Genomic DNA, 15,438 nt, shown 5'->3' with positions numbered 1-15,438 from the left:
GGAGACGGGCCATGAGCGGGCAGGATGCAGCCGTGTGGAGCGCAGTGGACGACTATTTCGCGGATCGCCTGCTGCCCCATGATCTGGTGCTGCGGCAGGCCCTGGAGGCGAGTGAGGCCGCAGGCCTGCCGGCCATCGCGGTGTCCGCCACCCAGGGCCAGATGCTGCACCTGTTCGCGCAGATGGTGGGGGCGCGGCGCATTCTCGAAATCGGGACCCTCGGCGGCTACAGCAGCATCTTCCTCGCCCGCGCCCTACCGGCCTACGGACAGCTGGTGACGCTGGAGGCCATGCCCCACCACGCGGAGGTGGCCGCTGCCAATTTCAGGCGCGCGGGGCTTGCGGACAAGATCGACCTGCGCGTCGCCCCCGCCTTGGAAACCCTGCCGAAGCTGGAGGCTGAAGGGGCGGGGCCTTTCGATCTCGTCTTCATCGACGCCGACAAGCCCAGTAATGCGGACTATCTGCGCTGGTCCCTGCGCCTGACGCGGCCGGGCAGCATCATCATCTGCGACAATGTGGTGCGCAACGGCGCCGTCGTTCAGGAGGGTAGCGCGGACGCCGCGGTCCAGGGCGTGCGCCGCCTGCTGGATGACGTGGCGGCGGACGGAAGGCTGACCGCCACCGCCATTCAGACGGTGGGGGCCAAGGGCTATGACGGCTTCGCCTTGATCCGCGTGGGCGAGGCCTGAAGGCTCAGGACCAGCTGCCCAGATAGGCCAGCACCGCCACGATGAGGATGATGGCGACCACGATGTAGTGCCGCGCCGCGATTTTGTGGAGAATCATGGGTCCGTCCGATGTGATGGAGCCGCAGCAAAGCACAGGCGTGACTGAAGGGCACCCGCTTTTGGCGGCGTTTATACCGTCGCTGGGCCTCGCGCGGTCAGTCGTCGTTGGAGGCGTTGAGGTCCTCGGCCCGCAGGCCCTCTTCGGCCGGAATGAGCTGAACGCCCGGCGCGCTGCCCAGCAGGAATCTGATACCCGCAGCCTCCAGCACCTTCACGAGCCGCGCGCGGGTGGGGGCGAGGGCGGGCAGGGCGTCCTCGTCGGTTTCCACGACTTTTACGGTGGCCGGGCTCATGCCGGCGCGGGAGGCCAGATCCTGGCGCCGCCAGCCGAGAATGGCGCGCGCGGCCTTGATTTGCCGTGCGGAAACGGTGTCGTTCATCTGGCGCCTCCCTCAGGTTTCCCATTCCTATCGCACGGCGGGCCGCGGGCGTCGACATGTCGTCAACCATTGCGCGAGGCGCGGGGTGGTACAGCGCGACTGCCATCTTTATGCAACAGGCCGTGTCTAGTATTGTGCGGTGCAGTATTCTCCGGCGGCCCCGGCTGGAGAACGGCCGAACCGGAACACGCCGCCCATGCGGCGGGGAGGACCGCTTGAACGCTCAGCTTTCAGCCTCGAAGTTCACGAACCCGTTCTTCGCCAAGGTGACGGACGGGAACGCCTGGACCGCGCGCCAGCGCGCGCTGGCCATGACCGCCCAGCTCTCCGAGCTCTCCACCATGAGCCAGCTCACCTCGAAGGCTGCCGGCCGGCACTTCATGAACATCTCGGCCACCCATGGCGAGCGCCTGCGGGAGACCTTCAACGAGCTCACCGCTCTGGTGGGCACCGTGACCAGCACGGGCCGTTCGCTCTCCGATCGGGTGAAGGAAGCGCAGGCCTACGCCATCGACCGTACCCAGCGCATGGTCCTCACCATGGACACGCTGCGCCAGCGTGGTGACAATTTCTTTGAGCACGAAGCCGCCGGCTGCCCGCCGGTGCTCATCTACGACTATGAAGTGGCCATGGATGGTCGCACCCTGCCGCGGCCGTGCAACTATGCGCTGCTGAAGATCACGCCGCCCGCCGGGGTCGAGGTTTATCCCTGGAAGCGCCCCTACGTGATCATCGATCCGCGCGCGGGACACGGCGCCGGCATCGGCGGCTTCAAGTCCGACAGCCAGGTGGGCGTGGCGCTGAAGGGCGGCCATCCAGTCTACTTCGTCAGCTTCAGCCGCAATCCCGAACCTGGCCAGACGCTGGCCGATGTTTCGCGCGCCGAAGCCACTTTCGTGCGCTATGTGCAGGAGCAGCACCCGGACGCGCCGAAGCCGGTGGTGATCGGCAACTGCCAGGGCGGCTGGGCCACCCTCATCCTCGGTGCCGCCAATCCGGACATTACCGGCCCGCTGGTCCTGAACGGGGCCCCCGTCGAGACCTGGTCCGGCGACGTGGGCGCCAACCCCATGCGCTACAATGCCGGCCTGCTGGGCGGGCAGATCCAGCCCATGTTCTGGTCCGATTATGGCGACGGCGTCTTCGACGGCGCGTGGCTGGTTCTGAACTTCGAGATGCTGAACCCCAGCCGGACCTGGTTCCGCAAATATTACGACCTGTTCGAGAAGGTGGACACCGAGCGCGGGCGCTTCCTGGAATTCGAACGCTGGTGGAGCGGCTTCTTCCTGCTCAACGAGCCCGAAATCAGCTGGATCGTGCGCCAGCTCTTCGTGGGCAACAAGCTGGCCCGCAACGAGGCGCGCCTCGAGCACGGCCGCGTGCTGGACGTGAAGCAGATCCGCTCGCCGATCATCGTGTTCGCCAGCCACGGCGACAACATCACGCCGGTGAAGCAGGCCATCAACTGGATCATGGACACCTATGCGGACGAGACGGAGATCCGCATTCGCGGTCAGCGCATCGTCTACATGGTGCATGACAAGGTCGGCCATCTCGGCATCTTCGTCTCGGCGTCCATCGCCAAGCGCGAGCATGCGCAGATGTCCTCCGTGCTGAAGACCATCGAGGCGCTTCAGCCCGGCCTCTACGAAATGACCATCGACGACATTCAGGGCGAGGGCCAGGACGCCCAGTTCACGGTGTCGTTCGCCGAGCGCAAGATGAGCGAGCTGCCCGGCTACGCCGACGGGCGCGAGGACGAGGTGCCGTTCGCCGCCGTGCAGCACATCTCCGAGCTCCAGGGCGAGCTCTATGACGTGTTCATGCGCCCGCTGGTTCAGGCCTCCGTGACCCGCGCCAGCGCCGAGATCGGCCGCATGCTGCATCCGCTGCGGGTTCAGCGCGCGGTCGCGTCCTCGCGCAATCCGGCCATGCTGCCGCTCGAAGCCATCACCAAGGTGGTGAATGAGAGCCGCAAGCCGGTCGAGAAGGACAACCCCTTCGTGCTGGCGGAACGGCTGATCGCCGATGCTTTCGAGCAGACCATCGACGTGATCCGCGATATTCGCGACGCCTGGTACGAAGTGACCTTCTATTCCATTTATGCCACGCCTTACATGCGCTGGTTCGGCCGCAACTATAACTTCGAGCGGACCCGCAAGACCAAGGAAGAGCTGGTGGGCCTGCCGGAAGTGCGTTCGGCGCTGCTGCATGTGAACTCCGGCACCTTCGTGGAAGCCGTGATCCGCATGCTGATCCTGCTCGCCGATGCCCGTGGCAATGTGCGTCGCGATCGCCTGGAGCGCTCCGCCAAGGTGCTCACGAAGGACGAGCCGTTCCACTCGCTGCCGGTGGCCCGAAAGGCGGAGATCATCCACGAACAGAGCCTGATCGTGGAATATGCCCGCGAGGCCGCCATCGAGGCGCTGCCCGAGCTGCTGCGCACTCCGGAAGAGCGGCTCAAGGCGGCCGAGGTGGTGCAGTTCGTGCCCGGCCCGCTGGATGAGATGGACCCGCGGACCCTCTCCATGCTCCAGCGCATCCGCCACGTTCTGGGGCTGGAGCCGGCGACCCAGGACGTCGCCCTCGACCCCCTGGAGGTCACCGCCCAGGCGGCCCAGTGAGGCACAAGGCATAAGCCATCAAGGATGTCGCGGCTTCCCCGCGACATCCCTTCCGTAAGGGACTAGGCTTCGCATCGGGTGGAAACTCCGGGAAGGAGACACGTGATGTCGAATCTGAAGCAGGGTATTGGGGCGGTGCTCGGCGCAATCATGGCGATTGCGCTGGCGGGTTCGGCCTGCGCCGCCATGTCGGGCAAGGATGCCCTCGCCAAGGTCAACAAGGACGGCGACGACACCTTGGAGATCGTCGAGGTGGTCGACCTCGGCACGCAGATGTTCAACGCCCTCAACAAAGACGGCGACACCACGCTGGAAGCCCCGGAGACGAAGGGTCGCCTGACGCCGGAAGACTGGGCGCTCATAAATAAGGATGCGGACCAGACGCTGGAGCTGGACGAGTGGCTGCTCCTGGTGCGTTCCCGCTTCAACGCGGCTGACGCCAACAAGGACGGCAAGCTGACGGCGGCCGAGCTTGATTCAGCGCCCGGCCAGCAATTGCTCCTGCTCATCGTGAAATAGCAAGAGATCCGGCCCCGCACGATCGCGCGGCCCCAGGCGCCGGATCCGGGGGCCGAAGGCTGCTCGCCTCCTGCGCCGCCGGTTGCGGCGGCGCCTTGGGGCGTTTTCGGCGGAAGCTCAGAACTTCTCCACCCAGGGGCGCAGGTCCACCTCGAAGCTCCAGGCGGAGCGATGCTGGCGGTGGATGGCGAGGTAGGTTTCGGCGATGGCTTCGGGCGCCAGCCACTTGTCGGCGGGGCCGGGCTCGCCCGGTGTGGCCCAGGACGACGAGATGCCGCCATCAATGATGAAGTGGGCCACGTGGATGTTCCGGGGGCCGAGTTCCCGCGCCAGGCTCTGGGCGAGCCCACGCAGCGCGAATTTCTGCATGGCGAACGGAATGGAATGGGGCATCCCCTTGATGCTCGCCGTGGCCCCGGTGAAGAAGATGGAGCCGGAGCCGCTCGCCAGCATGCGCCGCGCCGCCGCCTGCGCCGTGAGGAAGCCACCGAAGGCACCGACCGCATAGGCATCGAGCACGTCGCCGGGATCGAGCTCCTCGATGGCCCCGCGATAGCGCTGCGCGGCGTTGAAGACGACGAGGCTCGGCGTGCCCAGGCTGCGATCCACGGCGGCGAAGGCAGCCTCCACGGCCTGTGCGTTCTGGACGTCGCCAGCGATGGCGAGCGCGTCCGTCTCCTCCACCAGGGGCGCGAGCTTCTCCACGTTGCGCGCCACCAGAGCGAGCCTGAAGCCCTCGCGCTTCAGGCGGCGTGCCAGAGCGGCGCTGAGGCCCTTGCCGGCCCCGACGATAACGGCGATCTCTTCAGTCACGTCAGCTACTCCCAAACTCGAGGCGTGGGCGTCTCAGCGGGCGGCGAACAGGGGCGAAACCCCCTCGGTATCGATGTAGACGATGCCGTCGTCGACCTTCACCGGATATTCGGCCAGGGCGCTCTCCTGCGGGTCGACGGGCGCGCCGGAATTCAGGTCCCAGGTCCAATTGTGCAGCGGGCAGGTCAGCACTCGCCCGTCGAATTCCGCATCGGAAAGGGGCGTGTTGCTGTGCGGGCAAACGCCCTGAAAAGCCCTCAGCTCGCCGTCCTCCGGCCAGGCGAGGACGATGAGCTGGCTGTCGGCGATGACGAGCCGCATGCCGCCCTCGGGGACGGTCTCGGCCTTGCAGATGCGCGTAAACATTCGAAAAATCTCGCCAATATGCAAAGAAAACAGGGCTATGATGCCCCGTCCCGGCGGAGCTGAAAAGGCTTCTGGGGCAAAACAGGCGGCGCGCGCGAGTGGCCAAACGTCAGCAAATCTGTGACGCTTCCTCGCGGCGCAGCATTTCATCGGGGGCTCGCCACCCTCCCTTTGTCTGGACGTTTCATCCATGCCATTGCCGGAAAACAGCCGCCTGAAGCCCTTTATCCTCCAGCGCAAGGATCAGCTCACCAAGGCCAAGGCCCGTCGCTCCCTGGGGCAGATGCAGGGCAAGATCGGCGAAATGCCGCTCACCCTGGGTTTCCAGGGCGCGCTGGCCGCGAAATTCAAGGAAACCGGCGCGCCGGTGGTCATTGCCGAATTGAAAGGTGGTTCGCCGTTCGACCCCGGCTTCCGCATGATGGTGCCGTACAAGGACCTCGCCGAAGACTTCGAGGCGGTGGGCGCCGGTGCCCTTTCAGTGGCGGTGGAGCGGCAGACTTTTCGCGGCTCAGCTTCGGACCTTGCCACCGTGCGCGGCGCGGTCGGCCTGCCGGTGATGGCGCAGGACATTATTTTCGATGTCTATCAGATCCTTGAGGCGCGCCTTGCGGGGGCGGATGCGGTCATTCTGTCGGCGGCGCTGCTGGGCGACAAGCTGGGCGCTTTCCGCGAGCGGGCGGCGGCCATCGTCCTCGACGCGCTGGTGCAGGTGCACACGCCCGCGGAAGTGGAATTGGCCCTGGCCTCGGGCGCGGATTTCATCTGTGTCACCAATCGCGACCTCCACACCTTCGAGCTGAAACCGGGCACCTGCGAGGCGTTGCTGCCCCTGGTGCCGGCCGGCAAGGCCTTCTTGGTGGCGGAAGGTGGCCTCTCCACGGCCGATGAGCGCGCGCGGCTGGGGGCGCTTGGGGCGAAGGCCATGCTGGTCGGCTCGGCCCTCATGAAGGATCCGGATCCCGCCGGTGTGCTGGAGAAGATCCTGGGTGTCGAGGCTCCGGCGGAATGATGCTGTCGCGTGGCCGGGTCGCCGTGGACTGCGCCCGGCCGCGCAGGCACGCCCATTGCAAGGGCTTCGCCACCAATGGAAGGAGCCCTGCAATGCCCTTGAAGGAAGAGGATATCCAGCCCGGCAAGTGCTACAAAACAAAGGGGCCGGAGAACTATAAGGTGATCTCCATCACCCGGGGCATTGTCACCTACCAGACATGGACCTCTCCCCTGCGCATCAATACCGGCATCAAGGCGTTCGCTGACGCTGTCTACAAGATGGTGCCCTGTCCCCAGTGAGGCGCGCGCGGCGGCGCTGGCAAGGATGTTGCCTGGGGTCCCCCATAAAGCCGGGGGGCCGGCTGCGCCACGGGGAGAACCATGAGCGGGATCGTCGAGGGCCCGAAGATCGCGGCCTTGTCATGCGGCAAGCCGGCGTTCCTCGTGGTGCTGCTGCACGGGGAGGGCAGCGAGGGGGCCGCCATCATCCAGCAGGCGCTCAACTGGGCGCCCACCATGCCGAAGGCGGATTTCCTGGCGCTGGAAGCGCCTTTGTCAGGGCCCGGCGGGGTGGGGCGCAGCTGGTTCGAGCCGGGCGATCTTGCGCAAGCATCGCCCGAGGCCGTTTCGCGGGCGGCCGCGCTGCTGAATGATCTTCTGGACGAGGCCCTGGCGGCACGGCGCCTGCCCGACAGCCATCTGGCCCTGGTCGGCTTCTCGCAGGGGGCGATGGTGGCCTTGTGCGCGGCGCTGCAGCGGCAAAAGCGCATCGCGGCTGTGGTGAGCTTCGCCGGCGCGCTGCCCGAGGGCGCCCCCACCGGGGTGCGCTCTGCGCCCCCGGTGCTGATGATCCACGGCGAGGATGACGATCAGCTCCCCTTCGCGGTCATGACCGCCACTAAGGAGCGGCTGAAGGCGGCCGGTGTTCCTGTGAAGAGCATGCGCCGGCGCGGCATCGGCCACGTGATGGATGACGAGGGGGTGCTGGCGGCCGGCGATTTCCTCACGGTCCATGTGGCTCATCCTCCAGCCGCCGATGCCGATCACCACAACCACGCCCACTGAAGGGATTTCACCATGAGCATGCGGGTGCCGGAGGCGTTGCGGCGCTTCATCTGGGACATTCAATCCATGGTGGAGCTGGCGGACAGCCCGCGCGAGATCCTGTTCATCGGGCGCGATCTGATGGCGCGGCTTGTGGCGGACGACGCGTGGTTGCCCGCGCCGTTCGCCACCGCCGGCGCGCAGCCGCGCCTCTTCGAGCTCTATCGCGACGGCATGGAGCGCTTTTGCGTGGCGGCCTCCGTGCTCGCCCCCGGCCAAGCCTGGCCCTGCCTTGAGGATGGGGTGTGGGAGATCAGCGGTGTGCTGCGGGGCGAGGTGACGCGCATGGGGCGGGAGGGGGCCGGCCGGTGGCTCCTGCAAGGCAGCGTCGAGACAGCACTCGGCCGCGAGCCTGTGGCCATTGGCAACGCCTCGAGAGAGGTCCCCGCCATCGTCATTCATGTCTATGGCGGGGACATCGGCAACCTGCCGCGCCGGCTTGCGGACGCCGACAGCACCGTGCGCGAGGTGGTGACCGGATACGCCAATCCGCCCGAGCTCCCTGCCTACGATATCCTGACCATCCAGGCGGAAATCGCGGACTGAGGGGCCGCTGCCCGCGCGTCCGGTGTCCGACATCCAACACGGCCGCGGCCGAGGTTTCCGACAAAGGACCGGCCGCTGACCTTCGGCCGATCCTGCCGGAGCGCCCCTGCCGCGCGCCGAGCCAATCCGCTGGCCCTCGCCGCCTTGGGGCCGGTGAGGGGGGTGGGCGCTGGGCCCACCCGAAGGGCCTTATTTCTTGACCTTGCGCAGCATCATCTCGATCGCGGTCACGGATTCAGAGACGTTCAGCCAGTTTTCCGCCTGTTCGTCGTTCTTGAACTCGCGGCCCAGGTTGATGGGCTCGTCATGACCATCCACATGGAGGAAACACGCCCACTTCCCGGTGGGAAGTTGGTCCACAGTCACCTTGTAGTCTGCCATAGTCAGATCCTTCGCCTTGCTTCTCAGCCCGATGCCGGGCGATCTGCTGGTTTGGCGCCTCTCCGCGCGCGGCGATGATGCAAATCGATGGCCAGACGCGAGCGTGGCAGCACGCCGGATGGCGCTGAATCGATCCATCAGACTGGGGCAGGGTGAAGGGGAGGGGCCGCCGGAGCTGCGCCGATAAACGCACGCCCCCTGGCGACAGGGCCGTCAGGCTTGAATGTAGGTCATCGCCGACAGAGCCGGAGGATTTTTGTGCGGCGCCAATGGTGCGACGCACAAGAGTTACTGAAGAATCCAGCTGATCCCCATAGCGCAGAGCATGGTGGTAATCGCAGCCGTGCGAATGACCTCGCGCGCGGACAATGTGGACATGGGACCCTCCCTGCGTTGCTGAACCTCCGCGACGTTAACGATAAGCCAAGTCGACCGCAGGCGCATGCGTTATTTCCGCAAGGCAGGGAGTTCTGTCCTTTGCTGGTACAATGCTGGGTCGGACAACTGAGAAGTCTCTCAGACTTCGAGCGGCTCCCTATCGCTTGCCGACTTCGCTCGCCTCAGGTCGCCGAGGGCGACGCGGGCAGCGCGCGCTCCACCAGCCGCACCCAGAATGAGGAACCATAGGCAATGGCGTCATCGGCAAAGTCGTAGGCCGGGTGGTGCAGGCCCTGGGAAGGGCCATTGCCGATGAACAGGTACGCGCCGGGCTTCTCCTCCAGCATGTAGGCGAAGTCCTCCGCCGCCATGATGGGCTCGGCCGCGGCGTTTACGGCGTGCGCGCCACACACCTCGCGCGCCACCTCAGCCGCGAAGGCGGCCTGGGCGGGGTGGTTGCGGGTGACGGGGTAGCCCTCCGGGAAATTCACCCGCACCGTGGCGCCATGAGCCGCCGCCACACCTTCGGCGATGGCGCGCACCCTCTCCTTCACGCGGGCGCGGACATCGGGGGCCAGCGTGCGCGCCGTGCCGATGAGGCGGGCGGAGGGCGGCAGCACATTGTCCACCTCGCCCGCCTGGAACACGCAGATGGACACCACCGCCGACTTCTGCGGGTCCACATTGCGGGCGCTGACCTGCTGCAGCGCGGTGACGATGGCGGCGCCGGTCAGCACCACATCCACCCCCTCATGGGGCCGCGCCGCATGGGCGCCGCTGCCCAGGACCTCGATCTCGATGCGATCAGCGGATGCCATGATCGGCCCCTCGCGCACCGCGAAGGTACCAACGGGCAGGCCGGGCAGATTATGGAGGCTGTAGACCTCATCCACGGGAAAGCGCTGGAACAGACCGTCGTCAATCATCGCCTTGGCGCCGGCGCCGGCCTCCTCCGCGGGCTGGAAGATCAAGATGGCGGTGCCGCTGAAGGCGCGGGTTTCCGCCAGCTGGCGGGCGGCGCCCAGCAGCATGGCGGTGTGGCCATCATGGCCGCAGGCATGCATGCGGCCGGGGGTGAGCGAGGCATGCTCCGCGCCCGTTTCCTCCCACACCGGCAAGGCGTCCATGTCGGCGCGCAGGCCGATGGTGCGAGACCCCGCGTTCTGGCCCCGGATGACCGCCACCAAGCCAGTGCCGCCGATTCCCGTCACCACCTCGTCGCAGCCGAAGGCGCGGAGCTTTTCGGCGACGAAGCGGCTGGTTTCCGGCAGGTCGTATTCGAGCTCCGGATGGCGATGAAGGTGCCTGCGCCATTGAACGATGTCTTCAACGCGCGCAGCGATGCTGTTGTTGAGCGGCATGCGGATCCCTGGCCCCGAAACGCTAAGGCGCCATGGTGCGCATGCGAATGCGCGGGGTCAACGCACGAGGCGATGTTCACAGGCTGCGAAGCAGGAATGAACGCGCGTGCCCCGTCGGCCTTGACCCCGAGGCACTCCCGGCCTAACCACTGCCGGGAGTGAGCCCGTAGCTCAGCCGGTAGAGCACGTGACTTTTAATCATGGGGTCTCGGGTTCGAATCCCGACGGGCTCACCATAAGTCCATGATTTATAACATCTTTTCAAAATTTGCGGCGAATGGCTAAGCTGCATCTCTGTATGGGGTAACATTAGGGTAACGTTGGTCGCTTGGTAGGGTGGTTCACGTTGGGTAGCTGACCCCCACTGCCGACTCTTCATGTGATGGCCATGGGAGCCCTGATCGGACTCAGCCCACGTGGCCTTGAATCATTATCAACATATTAAATCTGTTTATTTGATCTGATTGCGGCCGATCACGGACGCGAGAATGCAACGCTGCCGCACTGCGGTATCTCAGTCAGATTTTTGCCGCGACAGAACACGGCCCCTGCCCTAAGATTGCAGTTGGAGCGTCACGCAGCGCTCTGGGGCGTGGAAACCCCAACGAATCGGTATGGGTGCCAGCCGGAATGGCGCCGAACTCCTTGACCCTATGGTCGGGGAGCCTGTGGCGTATGCAACAGGTTCTCCGAACTAAAGGCCACAGGGACCGTATTCGTTCGGTTTTCCAACTCCCCGATCACCAAGTGGGCAATGAGCAACGCATAGCGGGGGCGCACCGCTATCTGCGTTTGCCTGGGTGCTGGGGAACGCGATGGATTTCCAAACCGCAATCAAAACGTGCATGTCGAAGTTCGGCACGTTCAGTGGGCGAGCTTCTCGATCTGAATTCTGGTGGTTTTATCTCGCGCTCACCATGTTCGGATGGGCGTCTCAAGTCGTTGGAGAAAATAGTTTTCATTCCGCCGTCATGCGTCAGCCCGAATTAGGACGACTGCTAGCGATAATATATATATTGTCTAAATCTATATTTAGCGTCGCAAGCTGCATCGCTGTATTTTCCACTGGAAGCCGCCGGCTTCATGACATTGGCAAAAGCGGTTGGTGGCAGCTCATCGCACTGACGGGGGTGGGTCTCATCCTTCTCATCATCTGGTGGGCGAAGCCGTCCGATCCTGACGACAACAAGTATGGCTATGGGCCAGAAGCAACGGCGGACGTTCCTCGGTCTCCCCCAGTCCAGCAGAGCACCACGCTCCGCGCGCAGCCGCCCCAGGACGATAACAGCCGCTATGCTCGCCCTTCGCAGCCGGCGACGGACACCGCCACTCCTGCGCCTATCCAGCCGATCAAAGCGCAACAGCCCGCCAACCCGTTTAGCACCAAGCCTCCAGGCGACGCGGCCGCCGACAAGGCGGCCAAGGGGTTCATGGAATGGGCCAACCCCGCCAATCGTAAAGACTAAGACCCCAAGCCGGCCCGATCTCCAAGACAATGCCCTGTGAGCGTCGGGCCAGCTCCATGCATCCACGTTTATTCTGCCAACATCTGATAGCTGATTGCGCGATGTAAAACGGAATTCGTGGATTCTGCCTACCTATAGATAACAATATCAGCTCATAATTACATAATGAGGTTGGGGCATGAGCGCGCTCAAATATGCATTCGCAGCTTTCATTGTCTTTTTCGCCGCTGGTAATGCATCGGCAGCTACCCCTGAAATTGAAACATTTTTCTTCAACAAACGGGTAGAAGGAACACAATGGATCGTCATTGGCGCCACGCCTGACGGTCGGCAGAAGCGCTGTGATGTCCTGAAGAAGCTGGATAATGGGGACATTATCGTTCTGGCAAACGGCACATCAAAAGGAAGCGCTTTGGAAGTGGATGCGTCTTCTCCGAGGTGGAATTTCGGAAGCTACGGCCGCTCCAGCCGGAAGCTTGACGTTACGGTGTCCTTCCGCGCGTCCCCGAATGAGAGTGACGAAAAGAGCTTTCAAATTGACGCATATCCCATCAGCAACACGATGATAATTATCAACGACTTTGAGCGTAAGGCAGCAAGATTGCCGGATCTGTATAGTGTTTTTGCAGGACATGGATTTATTGAATACATTTCAAGCGGGGCCGGTCCGGATATTGTGATAACCGCAGACGGTTACAGTGCGGTTTTTAGTCTCTCAGGATATCAGAGAGTGCAGCCGATATTGGTCGAATGCATGAATAGTGCCAGCAAATAGCCCCCCACCACACCCCTTAGATGCATAACCGGCGGGCTTCACGGCCAAAGCAGGATGCGTTCCAAATGCTCCCCGAATTAGGATGATTGTCATGTCCGAAAATGGTCAGGGCAACAGGTCAAACAAAATGGTCGCGATTTTGGCATCCCTCGTGATAGGCGCTGCCATAGGCGCGGTCTTGTTATCACGTGATGGTGTTATTGTTGGTGATTTAACAGGCGTTTTGGGCAATAGTGCAATTATCGAATCGAAAAAAGCCTTCTTTCGAAAGAAAATAGAAGATACGCAGTTCGGAATAATTGGTCTAACCGTTCCTGATGGAACAGATGTTTGTTTCCTCGTCCAAAAAAATAAAAACGGCGATGTCACAACGATATTCAAGGGCATTGATAATGCCGACAAATTTCACCTACTTGCAGCAAGTCCAGTATGGAATTTTAGAAATTACGGCGATGATAGTCCTAATTTCAGGGTTTCTGCGACGATAGATGTGATCGCTCCGGATGGTGCCACTGCTCAGCAGCCGTATGGCTTTAATGCGCATGCAACCGGCCAGAATGAAATTGGAATTGAGGATTTTTTCAGTAAATTTGGCGTATATCAAATGCTTATCGTAGGGCGATATGCTGCTAAGATTAAAGGTGAGCCACCGCCAACCGAGAGGATTTGGATTAGTTTCGACATAAAGGGGCACACCGTGGAGTTCGATCTTAGCGGTGCAATGGATATATTAGATTCTGATTTTGATGAGTGCCTGGAAGCTGGCCGGTGAGAACGGGTGTAGCTATGAAACGAATGGCTTTGGCAGCTCTCACCACCGCCTCACTCATCATCATTTCCAGTCAGGTGAACGCGGGCGGAGCGAGCGAACGAATGGCGGAAGCCCGCCACCTTTGCGTGGTAGCGCATGGCATTGGAAACGTCGAGGTCTATGGCGTCTGGGAGGAGGACGGCATTTGGTATGTTGAATATGCCAACCCGCCATCCCAAAGCGCGGTGACCACGACCATAAGTCTCAACATACGGGAAATGGGTGCGCCCGGCATGAAGCCAGGGTGGATACGCGTCCACTGGTATAATTGCTGAGAGCGGTGGGCCTGCTTGAAGGGGATAGATGACATGGCGAGCGGCTACGAACAGGTGCAGGTGCAGTTTCAGAACAAGACGGGCAACTGGTCTACGGTGATCGTGACCCAGAACCTGCCCGCCGACATCCTCAACGCGATGAAGTCAGTCGCTCAGGCCAATCCGGGTTGCCGTGTGAGGGCGGTCGATTCCGTCGACCGCGTTGTCGATATCCTATAATGTGGCCACCCCAAGGGAGATTGAAAAGCCCAACGCGATCTCCCGAATCATAACCGGCTCTGCCATTTGGCAGCGCTGTTACCGAGCGAAGAAAAAGACAATGAACAAAGCAACTGCGTTTGGCATTAGTGTGCTTCTATCAATTTGCGGAAGTCTGGAACCTGCGCGCGCGGGTGAGGCGTGGGAGGGAATATGGGCGACTTCAATGAAAGACTGCGATGATAGAGAGGGGCCAAACTCTATCACGAATATCGAGTTTGGTGTTTTGATCGGCGACAGATTGGAATCCGTCATCGATCAATATGAAAATCATTGCCTAATTGATACGGTAAAAAAGGAAGGTGACAACATCATTGCCTCATCGAGTTGTTATGAATTTTGGGAAAATGTTGAAGAAAAAAAAGATATGACGAAACATGTTTTTAAGCTGTCAACAAGAGGAGGAAATATATTATACATCGATGGTTCACGCCATATAAAATGTCGTAAATGAACTTATGTAGATGATAAATTTATCGATTTATTAATAGGTTACACTCGTATGCATAAATACATATTAATTACATTTCTTGCATACATGGCGGCTAATGCCATTCGATTTGCAAGGGCGACGGTGGCGCTAGGTATTGCCTGTGGCTTGTTCGCGATCTCAAGTCTTCCAGGGCGGACCTCTGAGCTGAGCCCGAAATTTGATGAGTGTATCGCGGAGGCGAGGTCAGCGTCTCAGAGTCGAACTTGTCTTGTGGGCGAGCTTGATAGGCAGGATGTCCGGCTCAATATGGTTTACCATGATGCCATGGCTCGCCTATCGCCAAGTGCCCAAAAACATCTGCGTGAAGCTCAACGTGCATGGATCAAATTTCGCGATACGAAGTGTGAGCCCGAAGACGGTGTTGATAAGGTGGCCGAGATTTGGGATTATCCGCTATGCATTGCGATAGAAACGAAGTTAAGAGCCGATGAGCTATCTAAAATAAGGCGCTAACCCACTCTGCAATCAGGGATCACGTAAGATGGCTGGGCATTTTTTTAGAAGCATCGCTGTCGTCTCGGCTACGCTGCTGGCGAGCAGTGTCCTGGTGAAACATCATGCGTTAGCTCAGTCTGGAACATTAAATGAGCTTCCAGAAGAGGCAAAAGAAATCGCAAACTCCGTTCTTAATTATTGTAATGATATGGGCTACGACCTTAACCACGATACAGCTACTATAGAAAATATAGGAAATAATGAACGCGGCCGTAATATTATTTTATTTCAACCCGGTGATCTGTGTGGCTATCGAGATCGCGGCAATGGTGCCTGCAGCACAGATGGCTGTGAGTTCTTTGTGTTCTCAGATCATGCTGGGGGGCAGCTTACACGCATATATCAACGCACCGCTTCTGGAGTTGTTGGCTTCCCGGAGGACAAGAATAAGCCGGCAACAATCGTGTTCCAGTCGAGAGGCGAGCTTAAGCCTTGCCTTGGAAAGCGAGAAGCGACCTGTATTGTATCGCTCACTTGGAATGGAACAAAATTAATCGAAAAAGTAATAGATAATAATCCGAATTCGAAATTCGTAAAATGTATGTCAAATGACAACACACAGCGTCAAAAGATATCATGCGTCGCGAAGTTGATCGGGCGATAAATGAG

20 protein-coding genes and 1 tRNA gene are annotated in these 15,438 nt (G+C 61.3%); 16 read left to right on the top strand and 5 right to left on the bottom strand.

Annotation, left to right across the window (positions count from 1 at the left end; all coding sequences use genetic code 11):
• Nucleotides 1-11: 11 nt before the first annotated feature.
• The gene (locus L0966_RS03515; protein WP_234050448.1) at nucleotides 12-692 is read left to right on the top strand and encodes an O-methyltransferase; all 681 of its coding nucleotides are present in this window, start codon (nucleotides 12-14) and stop codon (nucleotides 690-692) included.
• 194 nt (nucleotides 693-886) lie between these two features.
• Here L0966_RS03515 and L0966_RS03510 read toward each other — a convergent pair whose 3' ends face one another.
• Nucleotides 887-1,171 carry a helix-turn-helix transcriptional regulator gene (locus L0966_RS03510; RefSeq protein WP_234050447.1) on the bottom strand — a complete coding sequence of 95 codons (285 nt, stop codon included), beginning with the start codon at nucleotides 1,169-1,171 and terminating at the stop codon, nucleotides 887-889.
• Nucleotides 1,172-1,386: 215 nt separating this feature from the next.
• Here L0966_RS03510 and L0966_RS03505 point away from each other — a divergent pair, with 215 nt between their 5' ends.
• Nucleotides 1,387-3,795, top strand: a complete 2,409-nt coding sequence (locus L0966_RS03505; RefSeq protein ID WP_370640609.1) for a DUF3141 domain-containing protein — start codon at nucleotides 1,387-1,389, stop codon at nucleotides 3,793-3,795.
• 105 nt (nucleotides 3,796-3,900) lie between these two features.
• On the top strand, nucleotides 3,901-4,314 hold the full coding sequence (locus L0966_RS03500; RefSeq protein ID WP_234050446.1) for a hypothetical protein: 414 nt from the start codon (nucleotides 3,901-3,903) through the stop codon (nucleotides 4,312-4,314).
• 117 nt (nucleotides 4,315-4,431) lie between these two features.
• Here the strand turns inward: L0966_RS03500 and L0966_RS03495 are convergent, their stop codons facing one another.
• Nucleotides 4,432-5,127 (bottom strand): SDR family NAD(P)-dependent oxidoreductase, encoded by a 696-nt coding sequence (locus tag L0966_RS03495; protein ID WP_234050445.1) that lies wholly within the window; start codon nucleotides 5,125-5,127, stop codon nucleotides 4,432-4,434.
• Between the two features lie 33 nt (nucleotides 5,128-5,160).
• Nucleotides 5,161-5,493, bottom strand: a complete 333-nt coding sequence (locus L0966_RS03490) for a Rieske 2Fe-2S domain-containing protein (protein ID WP_234050444.1) — start codon at nucleotides 5,491-5,493, stop codon at nucleotides 5,161-5,163.
• 190 nt (nucleotides 5,494-5,683) lie between these two features.
• Here L0966_RS03490 and L0966_RS03485 point away from each other — a divergent pair, with 190 nt between their 5' ends.
• The 4 genes from L0966_RS03485 (at nucleotide 5,684) to L0966_RS03470 (ending at nucleotide 8,136) form a co-directional block, all read left to right on the top strand.
• On the top strand, nucleotides 5,684-6,505 hold the full coding sequence (locus L0966_RS03485) for an indole-3-glycerol-phosphate synthase (protein WP_234050443.1): 822 nt from the start codon (nucleotides 5,684-5,686) through the stop codon (nucleotides 6,503-6,505).
• 92 nt (nucleotides 6,506-6,597) lie between these two features.
• Nucleotides 6,598-6,786 (top strand): hypothetical protein, encoded by a 189-nt coding sequence (locus L0966_RS03480; RefSeq protein ID WP_234050442.1) that lies wholly within the window; start codon nucleotides 6,598-6,600, stop codon nucleotides 6,784-6,786.
• 81 nt (nucleotides 6,787-6,867) lie between these two features.
• On the top strand, nucleotides 6,868-7,551 hold the full coding sequence (locus L0966_RS03475) for an alpha/beta hydrolase (RefSeq protein ID WP_234050441.1): 684 nt from the start codon (nucleotides 6,868-6,870) through the stop codon (nucleotides 7,549-7,551).
• 12 nt (nucleotides 7,552-7,563) lie between these two features.
• The gene (locus L0966_RS03470) at nucleotides 7,564-8,136 is read left to right on the top strand and encodes a hypothetical protein (RefSeq protein ID WP_234050440.1); all 573 of its coding nucleotides are present in this window, start codon (nucleotides 7,564-7,566) and stop codon (nucleotides 8,134-8,136) included.
• 189 nt (nucleotides 8,137-8,325) lie between these two features.
• Here L0966_RS03470 and L0966_RS03465 read toward each other — a convergent pair whose 3' ends face one another.
• Nucleotides 8,326-8,517 carry a hypothetical protein gene (locus L0966_RS03465; RefSeq protein WP_234050439.1) on the bottom strand — a complete coding sequence of 64 codons (192 nt, stop codon included), beginning with the start codon at nucleotides 8,515-8,517 and terminating at the stop codon, nucleotides 8,326-8,328.
• Nucleotides 8,518-9,077: 560 nt separating this feature from the next.
• Nucleotides 9,078-10,256, bottom strand: a complete 1,179-nt coding sequence (locus L0966_RS03460) for a M20 aminoacylase family protein (RefSeq protein ID WP_234050438.1) — start codon at nucleotides 10,254-10,256, stop codon at nucleotides 9,078-9,080.
• Between the two features lie 160 nt (nucleotides 10,257-10,416).
• Between L0966_RS03460 and L0966_RS03455 the strand changes: the two genes are divergently transcribed.
• The 9 genes from L0966_RS03455 (at nucleotide 10,417) to L0966_RS03420 (ending at nucleotide 15,433) form a co-directional block, all read left to right on the top strand.
• Nucleotides 10,417-10,492 (top strand) — tRNA-Lys (locus L0966_RS03455).
• Nucleotides 10,493-11,071: 579 nt separating this feature from the next.
• Entirely contained in the window at nucleotides 11,072-11,722 is a 651-nt protein-coding gene (locus tag L0966_RS03450; RefSeq protein WP_234050437.1) for a DUF805 domain-containing protein, read from the top strand.
• Between the two features lie 178 nt (nucleotides 11,723-11,900).
• A complete protein-coding gene (locus tag L0966_RS03445; protein WP_234050436.1) occupies nucleotides 11,901-12,497 on the top strand; it encodes a hypothetical protein in 597 nt (198 codons plus the stop codon).
• A 91-nt stretch (nucleotides 12,498-12,588) separates the two neighbouring features.
• Nucleotides 12,589-13,269 (top strand): hypothetical protein, encoded by a 681-nt coding sequence (locus L0966_RS03440; protein ID WP_234050435.1) that lies wholly within the window; start codon nucleotides 12,589-12,591, stop codon nucleotides 13,267-13,269.
• Nucleotides 13,270-13,283: 14 nt separating this feature from the next.
• Nucleotides 13,284-13,583 carry a hypothetical protein gene (locus L0966_RS03435; protein ID WP_234050434.1) on the top strand — a complete coding sequence of 100 codons (300 nt, stop codon included), beginning with the start codon at nucleotides 13,284-13,286 and terminating at the stop codon, nucleotides 13,581-13,583.
• Nucleotides 13,584-13,616: 33 nt separating this feature from the next.
• The gene (locus tag L0966_RS03430) at nucleotides 13,617-13,802 is read left to right on the top strand and encodes a hypothetical protein (protein WP_234050433.1); all 186 of its coding nucleotides are present in this window, start codon (nucleotides 13,617-13,619) and stop codon (nucleotides 13,800-13,802) included.
• 100 nt (nucleotides 13,803-13,902) lie between these two features.
• Nucleotides 13,903-14,295 (top strand): hypothetical protein, encoded by a 393-nt coding sequence (locus L0966_RS03425; protein ID WP_234050432.1) that lies wholly within the window; start codon nucleotides 13,903-13,905, stop codon nucleotides 14,293-14,295.
• 48 nt (nucleotides 14,296-14,343) lie between these two features.
• The gene (locus L0966_RS22420) at nucleotides 14,344-14,787 is read left to right on the top strand and encodes a lysozyme inhibitor LprI family protein (RefSeq protein ID WP_370640608.1); all 444 of its coding nucleotides are present in this window, start codon (nucleotides 14,344-14,346) and stop codon (nucleotides 14,785-14,787) included.
• 28 nt (nucleotides 14,788-14,815) lie between these two features.
• Nucleotides 14,816-15,433, top strand: coding sequence for a hypothetical protein (locus L0966_RS03420; protein ID WP_234050431.1), 618 nt, complete (start codon nucleotides 14,816-14,818; stop codon nucleotides 15,431-15,433).
• Nucleotides 15,434-15,438: the final 5 nt, after the last annotated feature.

It is taken from the genome of Xanthobacter sp. NM-59 (genome assembly GCF_021401125.1).
In the GTDB taxonomy this organism is placed as follows: Bacteria; Pseudomonadota; Alphaproteobacteria; order Rhizobiales; family Xanthobacteraceae; genus Xanthobacter.
Note: the sequence above shows the minus strand (reverse complement) of the source record. Positions and strands in the feature narration are given on the sequence as shown.

Excerpts from the sequence above, each read along its gene's own strand:
- L0966_RS03515 (WP_234050448.1), top strand. The coding sequence starts at position 12 with ATGAGCGGGCAGGATGCAGCCGTGTGGAGCGCAGTGGACGACTATTTC.
- L0966_RS03510 (WP_234050447.1), bottom strand. The coding sequence starts at position 1,171 with ATGAACGACACCGTTTCCGCACGGCAAATCAAGGCCGCGCGCGCCATT.
- L0966_RS03500 (WP_234050446.1), top strand. The coding sequence starts at position 3,901 with ATGTCGAATCTGAAGCAGGGTATTGGGGCGGTGCTCGGCGCAATCATG.
- L0966_RS03490 (WP_234050444.1), bottom strand. The coding sequence starts at position 5,493 with ATGTTTACGCGCATCTGCAAGGCCGAGACCGTCCCCGAGGGCGGCATG.
- L0966_RS03485 (WP_234050443.1), top strand. The coding sequence starts at position 5,684 with ATGCCATTGCCGGAAAACAGCCGCCTGAAGCCCTTTATCCTCCAGCGC.
- L0966_RS03480 (WP_234050442.1), top strand. The coding sequence starts at position 6,598 with ATGCCCTTGAAGGAAGAGGATATCCAGCCCGGCAAGTGCTACAAAACA.
- L0966_RS03475 (WP_234050441.1), top strand. The coding sequence starts at position 6,868 with ATGAGCGGGATCGTCGAGGGCCCGAAGATCGCGGCCTTGTCATGCGGC.
- L0966_RS03470 (WP_234050440.1), top strand. The coding sequence starts at position 7,564 with ATGAGCATGCGGGTGCCGGAGGCGTTGCGGCGCTTCATCTGGGACATT.
- L0966_RS03465 (WP_234050439.1), bottom strand. The coding sequence starts at position 8,517 with ATGGCAGACTACAAGGTGACTGTGGACCAACTTCCCACCGGGAAGTGG.
- L0966_RS03460 (WP_234050438.1), bottom strand. The coding sequence starts at position 10,256 with ATGCCGCTCAACAACAGCATCGCTGCGCGCGTTGAAGACATCGTTCAA.
- L0966_RS03450 (WP_234050437.1), top strand. The coding sequence starts at position 11,072 with ATGGATTTCCAAACCGCAATCAAAACGTGCATGTCGAAGTTCGGCACG.
- L0966_RS03445 (WP_234050436.1), top strand. The coding sequence starts at position 11,901 with ATGAGCGCGCTCAAATATGCATTCGCAGCTTTCATTGTCTTTTTCGCC.
- L0966_RS03440 (WP_234050435.1), top strand. The coding sequence starts at position 12,589 with ATGTCCGAAAATGGTCAGGGCAACAGGTCAAACAAAATGGTCGCGATT.
- L0966_RS03435 (WP_234050434.1), top strand. The coding sequence starts at position 13,284 with ATGAAACGAATGGCTTTGGCAGCTCTCACCACCGCCTCACTCATCATC.
- L0966_RS03430 (WP_234050433.1), top strand. The coding sequence starts at position 13,617 with ATGGCGAGCGGCTACGAACAGGTGCAGGTGCAGTTTCAGAACAAGACG.
- L0966_RS03425 (WP_234050432.1), top strand. The coding sequence starts at position 13,903 with ATGAACAAAGCAACTGCGTTTGGCATTAGTGTGCTTCTATCAATTTGC.
- L0966_RS22420 (WP_370640608.1), top strand. The coding sequence starts at position 14,344 with ATGCATAAATACATATTAATTACATTTCTTGCATACATGGCGGCTAAT.
- L0966_RS03420 (WP_234050431.1), top strand. The coding sequence starts at position 14,816 with ATGGCTGGGCATTTTTTTAGAAGCATCGCTGTCGTCTCGGCTACGCTG.